At 63.0% G+C, this 16052-nt stretch carries 17 protein-coding genes; 14 read left to right on the plus strand and 3 right to left on the minus strand.

All coding sequences use genetic code 11. The features are described 5' to 3' along the window. Positions 1-27 precede the first annotated feature (27 nt). Both VR71_RS23360 and VR71_RS23365 read left to right on the plus strand, forming a co-directional pair. Positions 28-759 (plus strand): Crp/Fnr family transcriptional regulator, encoded by a 732-nt coding sequence (locus tag VR71_RS23360; RefSeq protein ID WP_045686706.1) that lies wholly within the window; start codon positions 28-30, stop codon positions 757-759. A gap of 50 nt (positions 760-809) precedes the next feature. Further along, on the plus strand, positions 810-1865 hold the full coding sequence (locus VR71_RS23365) for an AI-2E family transporter (protein WP_045686707.1): 1056 nt from the start codon (positions 810-812) through the stop codon (positions 1863-1865). Here the strand turns inward: VR71_RS23365 and VR71_RS23370 are convergent. Beyond that, the gene (locus VR71_RS23370) at positions 1862-3439 is read right to left on the minus strand and encodes a phospholipase D-like domain-containing protein (protein WP_045686708.1); all 1578 of its coding nucleotides are present in this window, start codon (positions 3437-3439) and stop codon (positions 1862-1864) included. The two genes, VR71_RS23365 and VR71_RS23370, sit on opposite strands and share 4 nt — an antisense overlap. Positions 3440-3709: 270 nt before the next feature. After that, on the minus strand, positions 3710-3895 hold the full coding sequence (locus tag VR71_RS23375) for a PLDc N-terminal domain-containing protein (RefSeq protein ID WP_009817555.1): 186 nt from the start codon (positions 3893-3895) through the stop codon (positions 3710-3712). A gap of 228 nt (positions 3896-4123) precedes the next feature. On the opposite strand from VR71_RS23375, the gene VR71_RS23380 reads away from it, so the two are divergent. Further along, on the plus strand, positions 4124-5212 hold the full coding sequence (locus VR71_RS23380; RefSeq protein ID WP_045686709.1) for a PRC-barrel domain-containing protein: 1089 nt from the start codon (positions 4124-4126) through the stop codon (positions 5210-5212). A 96-nt stretch (positions 5213-5308) separates the two neighbouring features. On the opposite strand, the gene VR71_RS23385 is transcribed toward VR71_RS23380, so the two are convergent. Then, the gene (locus VR71_RS23385; protein WP_045686710.1) at positions 5309-6001 is read right to left on the minus strand and encodes a TetR family transcriptional regulator; all 693 of its coding nucleotides are present in this window, start codon (positions 5999-6001) and stop codon (positions 5309-5311) included. Between the two features lie 157 nt (positions 6002-6158). Here VR71_RS23385 and VR71_RS23390 point away from each other — a divergent pair, with 157 nt between their 5' ends. The 11 genes from VR71_RS23390 to VR71_RS23440 form a co-directional block, all read left to right on the plus strand. Continuing rightward, a complete protein-coding gene (locus VR71_RS23390) occupies positions 6159-7163 on the plus strand; it encodes a tripartite tricarboxylate transporter substrate binding protein (RefSeq protein ID WP_045686711.1) in 1005 nt (334 codons plus the stop codon). 127 nt (positions 7164-7290) lie between these two features. After that, positions 7291-7866 carry a tripartite tricarboxylate transporter TctB family protein gene (locus VR71_RS23395; RefSeq protein WP_009817551.1) on the plus strand — a complete coding sequence of 192 codons (576 nt, stop codon included), beginning with the start codon at positions 7291-7293 and terminating at the stop codon, positions 7864-7866. Continuing rightward, positions 7866-9374 carry a tripartite tricarboxylate transporter permease gene (locus tag VR71_RS23400; RefSeq protein WP_009817550.1) on the plus strand — a complete coding sequence of 503 codons (1509 nt, stop codon included), beginning with the start codon at positions 7866-7868 and terminating at the stop codon, positions 9372-9374. The genes VR71_RS23395 and VR71_RS23400 overlap by 1 nt, the downstream gene beginning before the upstream one ends. Continuing rightward, positions 9371-10234 (plus strand): shikimate dehydrogenase, encoded by an 864-nt coding sequence (locus VR71_RS23405; protein ID WP_009817549.1) that lies wholly within the window; start codon positions 9371-9373, stop codon positions 10232-10234. Before VR71_RS23400 ends, VR71_RS23405 begins: the two co-directional genes overlap by 4 nt. Beyond that, complete coding sequence (locus VR71_RS23410) at positions 10231-12117, plus strand: sugar phosphate isomerase/epimerase and 4-hydroxyphenylpyruvate domain-containing protein (protein ID WP_045686712.1); 1887 nt, start codon at positions 10231-10233, stop codon at positions 12115-12117. The genes VR71_RS23405 and VR71_RS23410 overlap by 4 nt, the downstream gene beginning before the upstream one ends. Next, positions 12114-12497: a 4-carboxymuconolactone decarboxylase gene (pcaC, locus tag VR71_RS23415; protein ID WP_045686713.1), complete on the plus strand. Its 384-nt coding sequence runs from the start codon at positions 12114-12116 to the stop codon at positions 12495-12497. Before VR71_RS23410 ends, pcaC begins: the two co-directional genes overlap by 4 nt. Further along, positions 12494-13216, plus strand: coding sequence for a protocatechuate 3,4-dioxygenase subunit beta (pcaH, locus tag VR71_RS23420; RefSeq protein ID WP_045686714.1), 723 nt, complete (start codon positions 12494-12496; stop codon positions 13214-13216). Before pcaC ends, pcaH begins: the two co-directional genes overlap by 4 nt. Before the next feature lie 2 nt (positions 13217-13218). Beyond that, positions 13219-13830: a protocatechuate 3,4-dioxygenase subunit alpha gene (gene pcaG / locus VR71_RS23425; RefSeq protein WP_045686715.1), complete on the plus strand. Its 612-nt coding sequence runs from the start codon at positions 13219-13221 to the stop codon at positions 13828-13830. 7 nt (positions 13831-13837) lie between these two features. Next, complete coding sequence (locus VR71_RS23430) at positions 13838-14671, plus strand: 3-keto-5-aminohexanoate cleavage protein (protein WP_045686719.1); 834 nt, start codon at positions 13838-13840, stop codon at positions 14669-14671. After that, a complete protein-coding gene (gene pcaD, locus VR71_RS23435) occupies positions 14668-15456 on the plus strand; it encodes a 3-oxoadipate enol-lactonase (protein ID WP_045686716.1) in 789 nt (262 codons plus the stop codon). Before VR71_RS23430 ends, pcaD begins: the two co-directional genes overlap by 4 nt. Continuing rightward, the coding region (locus VR71_RS23440; protein WP_045686717.1) for a lyase family protein at positions 15453-16052 on the plus strand (600 nt) is incomplete at its 3' end. The genes pcaD and VR71_RS23440, both read left to right, overlap by 4 nt.

Raw genomic sequence — 16052 nt, forward strand, 5'->3', positions numbered from 1 at the left:
GTGACATCTATTAAGAGGTTTTTTCACATGGTCACAAAATGTCAGAATTGCCCCCTGCGCGCCCGGGATCTGTTTGTGCAGATGACCTCCCAGGAGGTCACGTTCATGCAGAGTTTCAAGACCGGCGAGCTGGAGGTGGATGGCGGCACAACCCTGATGATGGAGGCCTCCAACAGCCCGCAACTCTATACCGCGTTGAGCGGCATGGGCCTGCGCTACAAGACGCTGCTGTCGGGCGAGCGACAAGTGATCAACTTCGTGATGCCCGGCGATTTCATCGGGCTACAGGCCGGGGTGATGCAGGAAATGCAGCACTCGGTCGAGGCGACAACAGACATGAAACTCTGCGTCTTTGACCGCAAACGCCTGTGGGAATTGTTCCGCGACCATCCCGACCGCGCCTATGACCTCACATGGATTGCCGCCGTCGAAGAACACCTGCTTGGCGAAAGCCTGGCCATCCTCGGACATATGGACGGGCTTGAACGCATCGCGCGGGCCTTTGTGCGGCTGTTTGACCGGGGCGCGGCAATCGGACTGACCACCGGACACGAGATGCCGTTGCCGTATCGGCAACAGGATCTTGCCGACGCGCTCGGCCTTTCCGTGGTCCATGTCAACAAGATGCTCAAACGCCTGCGCGAACAGCGGTCCGCCACATGGCAAAACGGTCGATTGATCCTCCATGATCGCGACGAGCTGTGTCGCATTGCCCAGCTTGAACCCGACCGCGACCCAATGAAGCGCCCGCTGATCTGAAATAATGCTCCCACACGGGAACCAAACCTGCGCGAGGGCGTTGAGAAAGAATGTACAGATTTACCGTCGACGGTGATCCGGGTCTCCGCGTGGCGGTAATCCTGATTGCGCTCATCCTCAGCTTTGCAGCCCTCAAGACCGGCGCGGATATTTTCGCGCCGATGGTTCTGGCGCTTGTGACCGGGGTGATGCTCGCCCCCGTCACCGATCTATTCGAGCGGATCGGCTTTTCATGCGGCCTCGCCTCATCCACCGTGCTGATCCTTGGCGTCTCGGCCATCGGCACTCTGGCCATTCTGGCCGAACCCTTGATCTGGCAAATCGTCGAGGAACTGCCGCGCATCCAGTATGAATTGCGCTCGATCATCGCAGAGATCAGCAACCTCATTCGCGGCCTGCAAGAGGTCAACCGCGAGGTCGGAGAGGCGCTCGGAGCTGCGGCCGACGCTGCCAGTGAAACATCCGAAGGCGGCGGCATGCCCAACCTCACCAGTGCGCTCTTTTTGGCCCCGCTGGTGCTGGCGCAGGCGCTGGTGTTCTGCGGTACGCTGTTTTTCTTTCTGCTGACACGCAAGCGCATGTATGCATGGCTGTCGCTCTGGATCGGCACCTCGGACGATACGCAGGACATTCTGCGCCGGTTTACCAATGCCGAACGGCTGGTGGCCCGCTATTTCCTCGCCATTTCCTGTATCAACGCGGGTCTGGGTGCTGCCTTGGGCGGGGCGCTGTTTCTGATCGAGCTGCCCGGCCCCTTTGTCTGGGCCTTTGTCGCGGCCCTGCTGAATTTCGTGCTCTATGTGGGGCCAATGACCGTAGCGGCGGGATTGTTGTTGGCCGGGATCGTCGCCTTTGATGGCCTGATGGCTGTGGCCCCCCCGGCAATCTTTCTGTTCCTCAACATGATTGAGGCACAGTTTGTCACCCCGTCCTTTGTCGGACGACATATTTCCGTCAACCCGCTTCTCATCTTCGTGTCTCTGGTGTTCTGGCTCTGGCTCTGGGGACCAATTGGCGGCATCATCGCCATTCCGGTTCTCGTGATCGCGCTCGCCCTTCTGGATATCTTCGCGGTCGATGCGACGGTCGAAGACCCCGCGCCTTAAACCACCTCGTCGGGCATCCCCGGCAAGGGCAGACCAATCGCCTTGGCTGCGTCGGAATCGTAATCCACCAGAAATCCGCGACGGTGCTGCGGCGGCAGCGCACTGTTGCTGCTCACCATACGCTGCCACTGTGCAAACCCCGTGTCGATATCGAGAAACGCAGATCCCGCATCCTTGGGCAACCAACACCCCATCACACGCTCGCGGATCAAGGCCACCTGATCGGCCTGCGTGACGTGTAAACCGGCTTCGGTATCCCATCTCATGCTGCGCCCGTTGAGATTGGCCGAGGAAACGATGGCGGCGGACTCGTCAAAGATCGAGACCTTGGAATGCACATAGACGAGCGGCGACTTCTCGAGCGTGTCACGCCCGTCACTGTCACTCGCACGCGGCTGCACCGGCGAGGCGATCAACAGCCGGTCTTGCCCAAACGCCGCCTTGAGATAGGCCAGCGAACGGGCCTGCTGATGCTCGCCAAAGCGGCCTTCCAACCCCGGATCACTGGAGAACGCCACCTCTTCCGGCGCGGCCGGAAGCACGACAATCACCCGAAGATCTGGGCAATGCCGCGCGCGTCGCGCCAGCGCCCGCGCCAAGGGCACGTGCCGAAAATACTGCGTTTCCAGATAGACCAGCCGCTCCACCTTGGCGATGGCGCGCAGATGCGCGGCCTCGATTTCGCGCAGCACCGTATGCGGTGACATCCGCATCGGCGCGCTCAATCGGCGGCGCGACAGCGTGCGCAAAAATCCCGGCACAGCGCGCGGCGGCGCGGATTTGCGCGCCACAGACGCCAAAAACCCCTCGAGATGCGCCTGAGCGGCCTCTGCAACAGGCCCGGTCGCCATCACCTGCACATCATGCCAGGTCTGGTTCGGCTCTTGCCTATGCCGCTTGGTGTCATAGCGCCGCTCGTTCAGATCAAGCCCGCCGATATACACCAGACGGCGATCGAACACCGCCAGTTTCTGATGATGCGTCGCGGGATGCAGGTCCATCAACCGCAGCGGAAAACAGAGCTGATCCCGGTTATCCACCCGGCACACGCTGCGCAATCGCGGTGTCTCGGCGCGAAATCGCCCGCGCTCGTCCTTGGTCATGTGATACCATTTGTCCACCATCTCGCGGATTTTCATCCGGACCAGCGGATAGAACAACACGCGGGGCAAGACGCCACTCTTGGCGTCGTGCAGCGCCACGGTAAACTCCAGCCGCGCGCCCGGCTGCGCCAATTCCCGCACGGCCGAAATCTGCCGCTGCGTCTGCCACGCCAGCCGATGCAGATGCACCGCCGCAATCGGATCGAAATCCGAAACCACGAGCCGGATCGACACACCGCGATCCAACGTATGCACAAAGAGATCAAACCACGTCGTGCCAATCGCGCGCGCCTCGGAAGAGCGCAACCGCGTCCTCAGATCGAACACTCGAAAACAGGCCGAAACCTCGGTCTGCGCCTGTAAAAAGGCGCGCTCCAGCGCTGGATATGCCTCTTCAGCGGTGACCAGAACCTTGAGGCTCTCAATCGCGGCTGTCGATGTGTCATCCTGCGCTGGTTTGGTCTGGGTCATGGTCCTGCCGATCAGAGGTTAATGGTCCGCTGCCCCCTGAGGTTCGGTCGTAAATGCCCCCGCCGGGACAGGCGGGGGCAAGCACCCAAGGGACACGGGATGGGTGCGGCAGAGCTTGCCTTGCATCTTGGGGATGATAGCCAGGCTCCGGACGGTCAGCGCATCGCGCTGGCCACTGTGTCACAACGCTCTATCGCCCAAACGGTTCCGCAAAAACATTTGACGACGCAAGAGGGTCACCGGGCCAGGGCCCGACCCACCACCGCAGCGTTACACCCGGCCAGATCGCGGCCCGAACACCAGCCACAGAATAAAGCCCAAGAGCGGCAGCAACAGGATCAACACGACCCACAGAACCTTCTTGCCCGTGGTCGCCCCCGATCCAACGACAGAAACGATGGCCCATATATCCAGGATCAACAGAATGATCCCGCCAATGCCGGTGATCTCAAGCATGTTCAAAACTCCAATCTTCAAGGGCGCGCCACATCGGGCGCGATCAATGTCCAACCCGTTAAAGGCACAGACGCGTTGCGGTAAAACGCATGGTTCCGCTCAAAGTTCCGTCAGATTCTCAAGTATATTTTGACCCAATCTTGAAACCTTCTGCGGCTCTGACGGTTGGGTAGTCAGGGCGCTGCGACACTGCGGCGTCAAACCAACGCAGGACTAAGGAGTTCACTCATGAAACGCATTCTAGCCACCACCGCGATCGTCGCGCTGACCGCAATGCCGGTCTTTGCGCAATCCGACACCACGACCGACCCAACGGCCGAGACAACGGATCAGACCGCACCGAGCACGACACAATCGCCAGACACGTCGAGCGATCCCTCGGGCGCGAACGCCAACGCCAATGCCGATGTCACGATGGACCTGAACGGCGTCGAGATCAGCGCGTCGGATCTTATCGGCAAAACCGTCTATATGCAGAGCGAAGACGCCCCCGACGCCGGCATCGTCGACACAATCGAGGCACCGTCCGAAGATTGGGAGAACGTCGGCGAGGTCAATGACGTCATCCTGTCCAAGGATGGTCAGATCGACTCCATCACGCTTGATGTGGGTGGGTTCCTCGGGATGGGGGGCAAAGAACTCAGCACCTCGATGGACCAACTCAAGATGGTGACCGAAGAGGGGTCGGAGGATGAATACTTCGTCGTCTTCACCGGGGACCGCGCCGCATTGGAAGAGGGTGAAGAACTGGACCGTCAGAGCGTTCTGGATGAGGGCGGCAGCTTCTTTGCCGGCACCGATGAGACCGCCTCCTCCGAGAACAATCTCGAAGGCGACACCATGGCATCCGACACGGACGCCAATGCCGAGGTCAACTCGGGCGCGGACACCGCTGCGGAGACAGGCGCCAACGCGGATGCAACGACCAACGCGGATGCAGGCATCAGCTCCGGTGCAGGCGTCGATGCCGATGCCACCGCCGGTGCGACGGCCACCACCGAGACCGACAACATGCCGCAGCTGTCCGATGACGAGCGCGCCGCGCTGACTGCCGAAGAGCTTGAGGGCGTGGCACTCTATGATGCCACAGACGAACATATCGGCGAAATCTCGGACATCGTTCTGACCGACGATGGTCAGGTTGAGCACGTCATCGTCGATGTGGGCGGTTTCCTTGGACTGGGCGAAAAGCCGGTCGCGGTCTCGTTTGACGAAATCAGCCTGACCCGCGATCAAGACGGTGTGACCGATGCCCTCCAGGCCACGACCAGCCTCACGGTTGAGGAATTGGAGAACATGGAAAAGTGGGAAGGCTAACCCACCACGACGAACCACTCATCAGTCGGGCCGGGCATCTTTGCCCGGCCCTTTTCGTTTCCAGGGCGGTCATCACGGCCCGCACCCGTTCAATGGTCAGACGGGATCATTCCAGGTTTTCGGCTCATACCCGATCACCACCGTCGCCAGCACCATATCCACCAATCGCTCGAGCAATTGGCTTTGCCGCGTCTTGGAATAGAGCGCCGTTCCGAATGAGGTCGAGAACGTCGCCCGGTTCGACACGTTGTAGAAACTGAACGAGCTGGTCAGCCAATGCAGCTCCAGCGCATCCGTCCCCTCGCGGAACAGCCCCGCCGCCTTGCCACGCGCGCAGACATCCTCGAGCTTGTCGATGATCGAGCGGTTCAGCTTTGGCACACTCTCGGATTTGCGCAGGTATTCGGCATTGTGGATATTCTCGATCATCACCAGCCGAATGAAATGCGGCGCGGTCACATGCGCCTCGAACGTTGCCTCGATCAGCCGCCGCAGCGCCGCGACCGGCTCTAGCCCGGCAACATCGAGATCATCCTCGCGGGCACGCAGCGTGGCATAGACGCCCTCCAGCACACTGCAATAGAGCCCCTCCTTATCCCCGAAATAATAATAGATCATCCGCTTCGAGGTGGAGGTCTGGCGCGCAATCTCGTTGATATTGGCCCCCGAGAGCCCATGCGCGGCAAACTCCTGCGTCGCAATCGTCAGAATGTCCTGCCGCACCGCCGCAGGATCTTTCTTCCATGACGTCTTGCGCTTGCGGCCTGTCTCACCCTCACTCGCATCCATGCAACCGCCTCGTCCCACTCATTGATTCCATCCTTGGATAGCATGAATTTAACCCGGAGGTCCATTTATCTTGACAAATTAACCGCAAGGTACATAAATGGGTCAACTGGCGGTGCGAGGAGCGAATCGTCAGCGAAGAAATCCAGGGAGGACAGAGATGTCTCGTAAGCTGATTGGCGCAGTCATTGCGTTCGGGCTGAGTGCCGCGGTTGCAACCGCGCAGGACTACCCCGCCAAAGAAATTCAAGGAATCATTCAATGGGGGGCCGGTGGCTCGACCGACACGGTGATGCGCGCGGTCACACCGCACGCCGAAACCGTGCTGGGTGGCACCGTGGTCATGCAGAACATGACCGGCGCCGTGGGCGCGATTGCCCTCAACCATGTCGCAGGCTCGGACGCCGATGGCTACACGCTGCTGATGGGCGCGGAAAACCCGCTGCTCTACAAGGTGATGGGTCTGGGCGACAAGGATTACTCGGAATTCACCCCGATCAACATCCTCGCGCGTGGCACGCCCATTCTGGTCGCCCGCAACGATGCCCCGTTTGACGATTACGCGGGCATGATGGATTTCATCAAGGCCAATCCGGGCGAACTCCGCATCGGCTCGACCGGTCCGGGCGGCGTGCCTTCCGTGGTCACCGCCATGATGAACACCGTCGAAGGCACGCTTGACGTGACCGCCATCCCCTATGACGGCGACGGCCCTGCCCTCACCGCTCTGCAAAGTGGTGCCATCGACGTGATGCCCGCCGTTCTCGGCGCCGCCATCGAATCCATCCGTGCGGGTGCCATGAAACCGCTGGCGATCTTCGACACCGAAGCCAGCGCGAAACTGCCCGACGTGCCCACCGTCACCTCCTTCAACGACGGCTACAGCACCTATCTGCCCTGGGGTCCGTTCTTTGGCGTCTTCGTCCCCAAAGGCACCCCCGATGACGTGGTGGCCAAGCTGACCGAGGCCTATACGACCGGCGCACAAAACGCTGATTTCCTGTCGCTGATGGATGGCCGCGGCTTTACCATGATGTCGATCAGCGGTGACGAGGCGACCGAGTTTCTGACCACATGGCAGCAAAACACCGCTTGGCTCTTGCAAGAGGCAGGTCTGACCAAAGCCTCGCCGGAAGAGTTCGGCATCGCGCGCCCCGGCGAATAACAACACCCAAAACAGTCAAAGCGGCTGGCCATCTGGCCAGCCACACCTGGCGCCGCCCGCGCCTCAGGCTGGGCGGCGCGTTGCGTTTCGGGATTGGAGCCCGGTTGCGCCAAGGGAGGAGACCACGATGGACCCCGAATTCAGAGGCGATCAGGACCACCACGACGGTACGTCCGACGCAACACCCGGCGGGTATGACGCCAAACGCAGACCCGGCGAACTGGGCTTTGCCCTCTTCCTCAGCCTTGCCAGCGCGATCCTGTTCTACAACGCATATGCGATTTCAGGGTTCGAGGCGCTCTCCGCCCCCGGTTCCGTGCCCATGGCTACCACCGCCGTCATGCTCATCTCGGCCCTCGTCGTCACATGGCGCACCGCGCGCCTGCCACGGGTCACGGTCGAAACCCTGCGGGGCGACATCCTGCCGATGACGGTGCTCATCTTCGCCGGGTTCCTTGTGATCTTCGGCCTGCTTCTGAAACCCCTCGGGTTTCTGCCCACCGCCGCGCTCTTTCTCATCGCCGCAATCCGGCTCTTGTCTGGCTGGGGCTGGCCCCGGTCCATCCTCACAGCCCTCGGCGCGCTTGCCGTGATCTGGATCGTGTTCCGCGTGATCTTTACCGTGCTGCTGCCCTCCGGCGTGGTGCCCGAGGCGGAATTTATCCAGCTTTTCCGCAACCTTCTGTCCGGCGGGGGCTCGTAATGGACACTCTCTTAGCCATTCTCACGGTCTTTACCCAACCTGATCTGCTGCTTCTGGTCGCCATCGGCACCTTTGCAGGCATCTATATCGGCGCCATTCCCGGCCTCTCTGTCACCATGGCCGTGTCGATCCTCATTTCCTTCACCTTCTCATGGGAGGTCTATCCGGCGATTTCCCTCATGGTCGGCATCTACATGGGCGGCGTCTATGGCGGCTCGCGCACCGCGATCCTGCTCAACATCCCCGGCGCGCCCTCGGCCATTGCCACAGCACTCGATGGCTATCCCATGGCCCAACGCGGCGAGGCGGGGCAGGCGATTGGCGTGACGACTGTCATGTCCTTCTTCGGCGGGCTGATCGGCATCCTCGTGCTGGCCCTCGCGGCGCCCTATGTCTCGGTCTTCGCGCTGAAATTCCAACCGCGCGACTATATGCTGCTTGCCGTGCTCGGCATCCTGCTGGTCGGCTCGCTCTCCTCGGGCAGTCTGGTCAAGGGCATCTTTGCCGGCGCACTCGGACTTGCCATCGGCGCGGTCGGGCGCGATCCGCTCACCTTCACCGAACGCCTCACCTTCGATCTGCAACTGATGGAGGGCGGGATTTCCTTTATCGCCGTGATGATCGGCATGTTTGGCGTGTCCGAAGCACTCTTGCAGCTCCAGAACGTCAACAAAACCGCCATCCGCCAGAAGATCACCAAGATCGTGCCCTCCTTTGGCGTGATCCGCAAATACCTGCCGCTCTCGCTGCAAACCTCGACCATCGGCGTGATCATCGGCGCATTGCCCGGCACCGGCGGCGATATCGCGGCGCTCATGGCCTATGACCACGCCAAGCGCGTGACCAAGAACCCCAAGGTGCCGTTTGGCAAAGGCGCAATGGAGGGGCTCGTCGCCCCCGAGACCGCCAATAACGCCGCCGTGGGCGGGGCCTTCATCCCGATGATGACGCTGGGCATTCCCGGCGATGCCGTCACCGCCATCATGATCGGCGCGCTTTTCATCCACGGCCTCAACCCCGGCCCGATGCTGATGATTGATCAACCCGATATGTTCTGGTTCATCGTCGGCGCGCTCTTCATGGCCAATATCTTCATGCTGATCTTCGGCCTCACCGGCATCCGCATCTTTACCAAGATCGTGGAAATGCCCCGCGCCGTCATCATCCCGCTCATTCTCTTGCTGTCCATCGTCGGGGCCTACGCGGTCAACAATTCGATCTCGGATGTCTACTGGATGCTGGGCTTTGGCGTCTTTGGCTACTTCATGCGCCACTACGGCTATCCGCTTGGCCCGGTGATCCTCGGCGTGATCCTGTCGCGGCTCTTGGATGACAACTGGCGGCGCGCCATCATCTCGGACCGCGAGGACCTTGGCCGCTTCTTCGAAGGCATCCTCACCAGCCCCCTCTCCTTCACCCTTTTCGCGGCGGTGATCCTGATCTTCGTCAGCCAGACACCGCTCTGGACCGCCCTGAAAATCCGCCTCTTCCGAAAGGCATCCCAATGACCGCGACCCGCACCCGCGCCCATACAGGTCCTGTGAAACTCGGTCTCATCGGCGACAATATCACCCGCTCGAAATCCCCCCGGCTGCATGTCACGGCAGGGCAGCTTACGGGCCTAAACGTGACCTATGACCGCTTGATCCCCCGCGACCTGCACCTCACCTTTGACGAGGTGTTCGATCAGGCGCAGGCAACGGGCTACCGCGGCCTCAACATCACCTACCCCTACAAAGAGCTTGTGACCCGCCGCGTCACTGTCTCCGACCCGCTCGTGCGCGCCATCGGGGCGGTCAATACCGTGGTCTTCGACGCGGACGGTCCCAAGGGGTTCAACACCGATTACACCGGCTTCATGCGTGCCTATCGCGACGTGTTAGGCACCGCCAATCCCGGCACCGTCTGCCTGATCGGCACAGGCGGGGTCGGCAAGGCGGTGGCCTTTGGTCTCATCGGCCTGAACGCCACCGCCATCCGCTGTGTCGATCTGGATGCCACCAAGGCCGAGGCGCTGGCCTCTAGCCTCCGCGCCTTGGGCACCGCCACGCGGATCGAGGTCTCGACCGATCCCGTCACCGCCGCAAATGGGGCCGATGGCCTCATCAACTGCACGCCGCTTGGCATGGTCGGCATCGGCGGCACCCCCCTGCCCGCCCCCGCCATGGCCGGGGCCAAATGGGCCTTTGACGCGGTCTATACCCCCGTCGATACCCAATTCCTGCACGACGCCACCGCCGCCGGGCTGCACATCATCTCGGGATACGAGCTGTTCTTCGGTCAGGGCGTCGATGCCTGGGCGATCTTTACCGACACGCCGCTGGACGAGCCTGCCCTGCGCGCCGCCATCGAAGGGGACGCCCCATGAAAACCTCCATTGCCACCGTCTCCGTCTCCGGCAGCCTGCCCGAGAAATTGGAGGCCATCGCCGCCGCCGGTTTTGACGGGATCGAGATTTTCGAGCAGGATTTCATCGCCCATGACGGCAGCCCCCGCGACGTCGGCGAGATGATCCGCGCCATGGGGCTTGAGATCACCCTCTTCCAACCCTTCCGCGATTTCGAAGGCCTGCACGCCCCCCTGCGCGCCAAGGCGTTTGACCGCGCCGAACGCAAATTCGATCTGATGCAGGAACTGGGCACCGATCTCATTCTGATCTGTTCCTCTTGCCACCCCGAGGCACTGGGCGGCATCGACCGCGCGGCGGCTGATTTCCACGAACTTGGCGACCGCGCCGCGCGCCGTGGCCTGCGCGTGGGCTTCGAGGCGCTCGCTTGGGGCCGCCACGTCAACGATCACCGCGACGCCTGGGAAATCGTCCGCCGCGCCGATCACGCACAGGTTGGCCTCATCCTCGACAGCTTTCACACCCTCGGGCGCGGCATCGACCCCGACACCATCCGCCGCATCCCCGGCGACAAGATCTTTTTCGTGCAACTCGCCGACGCCCCCCGCATCGACATGGACCTGCTCTATTGGTCCCGCCATTTCCGCAACATGCCCGGCGAGGGCGATCTTGACGTGACCGGCTTCATGCAGGCCGTGGTCGCCACCGGCTACGCAGGCCCGATTTCGCTCGAAATCTTCAACGATCAGTTTCGCGGCGGCAGCACCCGCACCGTGGCCGAAGACGGCTATCGCTCGCTTGTGGCCCTGCTCGACGATGTGCGCCGCAAGGAACCAACCCCCGCGCTCGACCTGCCCCAAATGCCCGCCCGCGCGCAGGTCAAGGGCGTGTCCTTCGTCGAATTCGCCACCCGAGGCGATGAGGCGACAGCGCTTGAAACCCTCCTGCAAACCCTCGGATTCACCCCCGCAGGCCGCCACATCTCGAAACAACTCTCGCTCTGGACCCAAGGTGACATTCGCATCGTTGTGAACCGCGAGACCACCGGCTATGCCAGCAGCGCCTATACGATGCACGGCACCACCGTCTGCGATGTGGGCCTCAGCGTCGATGACGCAACCGCCGCCGTCGCCCGTGCCACGGCGCTTGGCGCGCATCCCTTTTCCCAGCCGCTTGGCCCCGGCGAATTGGACATTCCCGCCATCCGTGGCCTCAGCGGCAGCGTGCTGCATTTCATCGACGACAAGAGCGGTCTCAGCGATGTCTGGTCGGTCGAATTCACCCCCGACCAGCCGGGCGAAACTGGCGCGGGCCTCACCCGCATCGACCATCTGGCGCAAACCATGAGCTACGATCAGATGCTCTCGTGGTCGCTCTTTTACACCACGCTCTTTGGCATGCGGAAATCCCCCATGGTCGATGTGGTCGACCCCGATGGTCTCGTGCGCTCTCAGGCGCTGGAAACCCCGGATGGTGCCTTCCGCATCACCCTCAACGGCGCGGAAACCCACCGCACCATGGCGGGCAATTTTCTGGCCGACAGCTTTGGCGCGTCGGTGCAGCATATCGCGCTGGCCACAGATGACATTTTCGCCACGTCCCAAGCGCTTACCGCACGCGGCTTTGAACCCCTGCCAATGTCGCCCAACTACTACGCCGATCTCGCCGCGCGCTTTGACCTCGCGCCTGATCTTCTGGCGCGGCTTGAGGCGGGCAATATCCTCTATGACGAGGACGCAACTGGCGCTTTCTTCCAGCTCTATTCGCGGCCCTACGCGGGCGGCATGTTCTTTGAAATCATCCAGCGCACAGGCGGCTATCCCGGCTATGGCGCGCCCAACGCCCCGTTCCGCATCGCCGCGCAAAAACGCCTCATGCGTCACAAAGGGATACCGAAACGATGACCGACCGATACAGCACCGGCATGGCCGTGCGCCGCCGCGTTCTGGGCGACGCCCATGTCGACCGCGCCGAGGCCGCCAAGACCGAGTTTGACACAGCCTTTCAAACGCTGATCACCGAATCCGCTTGGGGCACGGTCTGGGCAAGCGACGGCATCACCCTGCGCGACCGCTCGATGCTCACGCTGGCTCTGCTCGCCGCCACCGGCAATTTCGCGGAAATCCCGATGCATATCCGCGCCACCGCCAACACCGGCGCCACCCCCCGCGACGTGATCGAGGCGTTCAAGCATGTCGCGATCTACGCCGGGGTGCCCGCCGCCAATCACGCCATCAAACTGGCCAAAGACACCTATGCAGAGATGGAAAAGGACAGACCATGATCGCCACAGACCTCTATCAGCGCGACCGCACATGGCACCCGCCCGCCCTCACACCCGACTATAAAACCTCCGTCGCCCGCGCGCCCCGTCTGCCCCTCCTCTCGCTCCAGACCTCGGCCAGCGAACTGACCGGGCCGACCTTTGGGCACACGGATATCGCCGCGCTCGACAATGACCTGATCCGCAATTACGCGCACGGCGGCGATCCCATCGGCGAGCGCATCATCGTGCATGGCCGGGTGCTGGATGAAAACGCCCGTCCCGTCCCCAATACGCTCGTGGAAATCTGGCAGGCCAATGCCGGCGGTCGCTACCGCCATAAAAAGGACAGCTACCTCGCCCCGATTGACCCTAATTTCGGCGGCTGCGGGCGCACCCTCACGGATGCCAACGGCTTTTACTCCTTCCGCACCGTCAAACCCGGTGCCTACCCATGGCGCAACTGGGTCAACAACTGGCGTCCCGCGCATATCCATGTCTCGGTTTTCGGCACCGCCTTTGCCCAGCGCCTCATCACCCAGATGTATTTTGAGGGCGATCCCCTCATCGCCAAATGCCCCATCGTCCAGACCATCCCCGACCCGCGCGCGATAGACCAACTCGTCGCGGCGCTCGACATGAATGCCTCTGTTCCGCTCGATGCCATCGCCTATAAATTCGACATCGTGCTGCGCGGCACCCGCTCGACCTATTTTGAAAACCGACCCGAGGGGAATTGACCATGGCCCAACCGCTCTCCTACCTCAAGGAATCCCCCTCGCAAACCGCAGGTCCGTACGTCCACATCGGCCTTGCCCCCGGCGATGCGGGCTTTGACATCTACGCCACCGAACTTGGCCGCGACATTGCCGGTCCCAACGCCGCAGGCGCGCGTATCACCGTCACCGGGACCGTCACCGACGGCACCGGCGCGCCCGTCAAGGACGTGCTGATCGAGGTCTGGCAGGCCAATGCCGCAGGCATCTATCCCGGCACAGGCCCAGACGCGGCCAAGGTCGAGCAGGGCTTTCGCGGTTGGGGCCGCGTGGTCCCCGATTTCGACACCGGGCAATTCCGCTTCAACACCGTCAAACCCGGCCCCGTCATGGGCCGCAACGCCCGCCCTATGGCCCCGCATCTCAACCTCTGGCTGGTGGCGCGCGGCCTCAACATCGGCCTCAACACCCGCATGTATTTCGGCGATGAACCCGCCGCCAACGCAGCCGACCCGGTCCTCAACCTGATCGAACAGGCCCACCGCCGCGCCACCCTCATCGCGCGTGCCGAGGGATCAACCTACCATTTCGACATCTGCCTTCAGGGCGATGCCGAAACCGTTTTCTTCGATGTCTGAGGCCGCCATGTCCAAACCCTGCATCCTCTGTGTCGCCATCACCGGCTCGCTCCCAACCAAAGCCAACAACCCCGCCGTGCCGATCACGATCTCGGAACAGATCGAGAGCACGCACGCGGCGTTCGAGGCCGGGGCCACCATCGCCCATTGCCATGTGCGCGACGATGCGGGCAAACCCACCTCCGACTCCGAGCGCTTCGCCCGCCTCAAGGAAGGGCTGGAGCAACATTGCCCCGGAATGATCATCCAGCTCTCGACCGGCGGCCGCTCCGGGGCCGGCAAGGAACGCGGCGGCATGCTGCCGCTGCGCCCCGATATGGCCTCGCTCTCGGTCGGTTCCAACAACTTCCCCACCCGCGTCTATGAAAACAGCCCCGATCTCGTGGACTGGCTCGCCTCGGAAATGCGCGCCCATGACGTCAAGCCGGAGATCGAGGCGTTTGATCTCGGCCACGTTATCCAAGCCTGCACCATGGCCAAGGACGGGCGTCTGAAATCGCCGCTCTATGTGCAATTCGTCATGGGTGTGAAAAACTCCATGCCCGCCGACGAACGCGTGCTCGATTTCTACATCGAAACGCTGCATCGCCTCGCCCCTGATGCCCAGTGGTGCGGCGCGGGCATCGGCCCGGCCCAGCTCACCCTCAACGACTGGTGCATCGCCAAGGGCGGCCATACCCGCACCGGGCTTGAGGATAACGTGCGCCTTGACCGCGACCACCTCGCCCCCTCCAACGCCGCCCTCGTGCGCCGCGCGGCAGAGCTGTGCGAGAAATACGAGCGTCCCGTCGCCACATGGCAAGAGGCGCGCGCCATCCTCGGGCTGAGGCCCCCGGCATGACCCGCTTTGCCCGCCCCGGCGCGGTGACGCTCCACTACGACCACCACACAGGCGACCCCGCCCGCCGCCCCATCGTCTTCGCCAATTCCCTTGGCACCGACCTGCGCATCTGGGACACGGTGCGCAGCGCCTTGCCGCCCGACACTCCCACCCTCGCCATGGACAAACGCGGTCACGGCCTCTCGGAACATGGCCCGATCAGCATCGAAACCCTGGCCACGGATCTTGCCGCGCTGATGGATCACTTGGCGCTCTCAGACGCCCTCCTCTGCGGCGTCTCCGTCGGCGGCATGATAGCACAATCGCTGGCCCATCAGCGCCCCGATCTTGTGGCCGGGCTGATGCTGTGCAACACCGGGGCACAGATTGGCACGGCAGAGGCATGGACTATGCGGATCGACACCGTCCAGACCAGCGGCATCGCCGCCATGGCCGACGCCATTCTTGAACGTTGGTTTTCCCCCGATTGGCGCGCCTCCCATCCCGTAGCGCTCTCCGGCTGGCGGCAAATGCTGATCCGCACGCCCGCTGATGGCTACGCCGCCACCTGCGCCGCGATCCGCGATGCCGACCTCGCCGCCACCACCGCGCGCCTCTCCCTCCCGACGCTCTGCGTCTCAGGGTCCGAGGACGGTGCCACCCCGCCGCCGCTTGTAGAGGCCCTCGCAGACCTGATCCCCGGCGCACACTTCACCTGCCTCAACGGTGTTGGCCACCTGCCCTGCATCGAGGCCCCCGACCACCTCGCCCCGCTCCTGCGCGACCTCTACGATAGCCTCCCATGACCGGCGTGTTCAATCATCCGTGGCTCGGCGCGCTCTTTGGCGATCCTGAAATCTCCGCCCTCTGGTCGCCCGAAACACAACTCCACCACATGCTGCGGTTCGAGGCCGAATGGTCCCGCGCCCTCGGCCATGTCGGCCGCATCGACGCGCGCACGGCAGAAGAAACCGCCCGCCATATCCTCACCACCACCCCCGACCTCACAGCGCTGGCCACAGGCACCGCCCGCGACGGCCTGCCGATCCCGGCCCTCGTGCGCCTCCTCAAGGCGACCGCCCCTGATCCGACTGCCGTGCACCAAGGCGCCACCTCGCAAGACGTGCTCGACACTGCCTTGGCCCTCACCCTTCAGGCCACCACCAAACTCCTCGATCACCGCCTCGCCAGCCTGCAATCCGCCCTCGCAGACCTCGACACGCGGTTCGGGTCAAACCCGCTCATGGGCCGCACCCGGATGCAGGCCGCCATGCCGATCCGCGTCACCGACCGCCTGCGCCCCTGGATCACGCCCCTGACGACCCATCGCAGCCGCTTGGCCCGCGCCACTGAGGGCGTGGCCCTCCTGCAATTCGGCGGTGCCGCAGGCGACCGCGCCGCC

Source organism: Roseovarius sp. BRH_c41, from assembly GCF_000961715.1.
In the GTDB taxonomy this organism is placed as follows: Bacteria; Pseudomonadota; Alphaproteobacteria; order Rhodobacterales; family Rhodobacteraceae; genus Roseovarius.

Bases quoted from the DNA above. Each gene is read 5' to 3' on its own strand.
- VR71_RS23370 (WP_045686708.1), bottom strand. From the start codon at position 3,439: ATGACCCAGACCAAACCAGCGCAGGATGACACATCGACAGCCGCGATT.
- VR71_RS23410 (WP_045686712.1), top strand. From the start codon at position 10,231: ATGAAAACCTCCATTGCCACCGTCTCCGTCTCCGGCAGCCTGCCCGAG.
- pcaG (WP_045686715.1), top strand. From the start codon at position 13,219: ATGGCCCAACCGCTCTCCTACCTCAAGGAATCCCCCTCGCAAACCGCA.
- VR71_RS23390 (WP_045686711.1), top strand. From the start codon at position 6,159: ATGTCTCGTAAGCTGATTGGCGCAGTCATTGCGTTCGGGCTGAGTGCC.
- pcaD (WP_045686716.1), top strand. From the start codon at position 14,668: ATGACCCGCTTTGCCCGCCCCGGCGCGGTGACGCTCCACTACGACCAC.
- VR71_RS23360 (WP_045686706.1), top strand. From the start codon at position 28: ATGGTCACAAAATGTCAGAATTGCCCCCTGCGCGCCCGGGATCTGTTT.
- VR71_RS23400 (WP_009817550.1), top strand. From the start codon at position 7,866: ATGGACACTCTCTTAGCCATTCTCACGGTCTTTACCCAACCTGATCTG.
- VR71_RS23380 (WP_045686709.1), top strand. From the start codon at position 4,124: ATGAAACGCATTCTAGCCACCACCGCGATCGTCGCGCTGACCGCAATG.
- VR71_RS23430 (WP_045686719.1), top strand. From the start codon at position 13,838: ATGTCCAAACCCTGCATCCTCTGTGTCGCCATCACCGGCTCGCTCCCA.
- VR71_RS23405 (WP_009817549.1), top strand. From the start codon at position 9,371: ATGACCGCGACCCGCACCCGCGCCCATACAGGTCCTGTGAAACTCGGT.
- pcaH (WP_045686714.1), top strand. From the start codon at position 12,494: ATGATCGCCACAGACCTCTATCAGCGCGACCGCACATGGCACCCGCCC.
- VR71_RS23385 (WP_045686710.1), bottom strand. From the start codon at position 6,001: ATGGATGCGAGTGAGGGTGAGACAGGCCGCAAGCGCAAGACGTCATGG.
- VR71_RS23395 (WP_009817551.1), top strand. From the start codon at position 7,291: ATGGACCCCGAATTCAGAGGCGATCAGGACCACCACGACGGTACGTCC.
- VR71_RS23365 (WP_045686707.1), top strand. From the start codon at position 810: ATGTACAGATTTACCGTCGACGGTGATCCGGGTCTCCGCGTGGCGGTA.
- pcaC (WP_045686713.1), top strand. From the start codon at position 12,114: ATGACCGACCGATACAGCACCGGCATGGCCGTGCGCCGCCGCGTTCTG.
- VR71_RS23375 (WP_009817555.1), bottom strand. From the start codon at position 3,895: ATGCTTGAGATCACCGGCATTGGCGGGATCATTCTGTTGATCCTGGAT.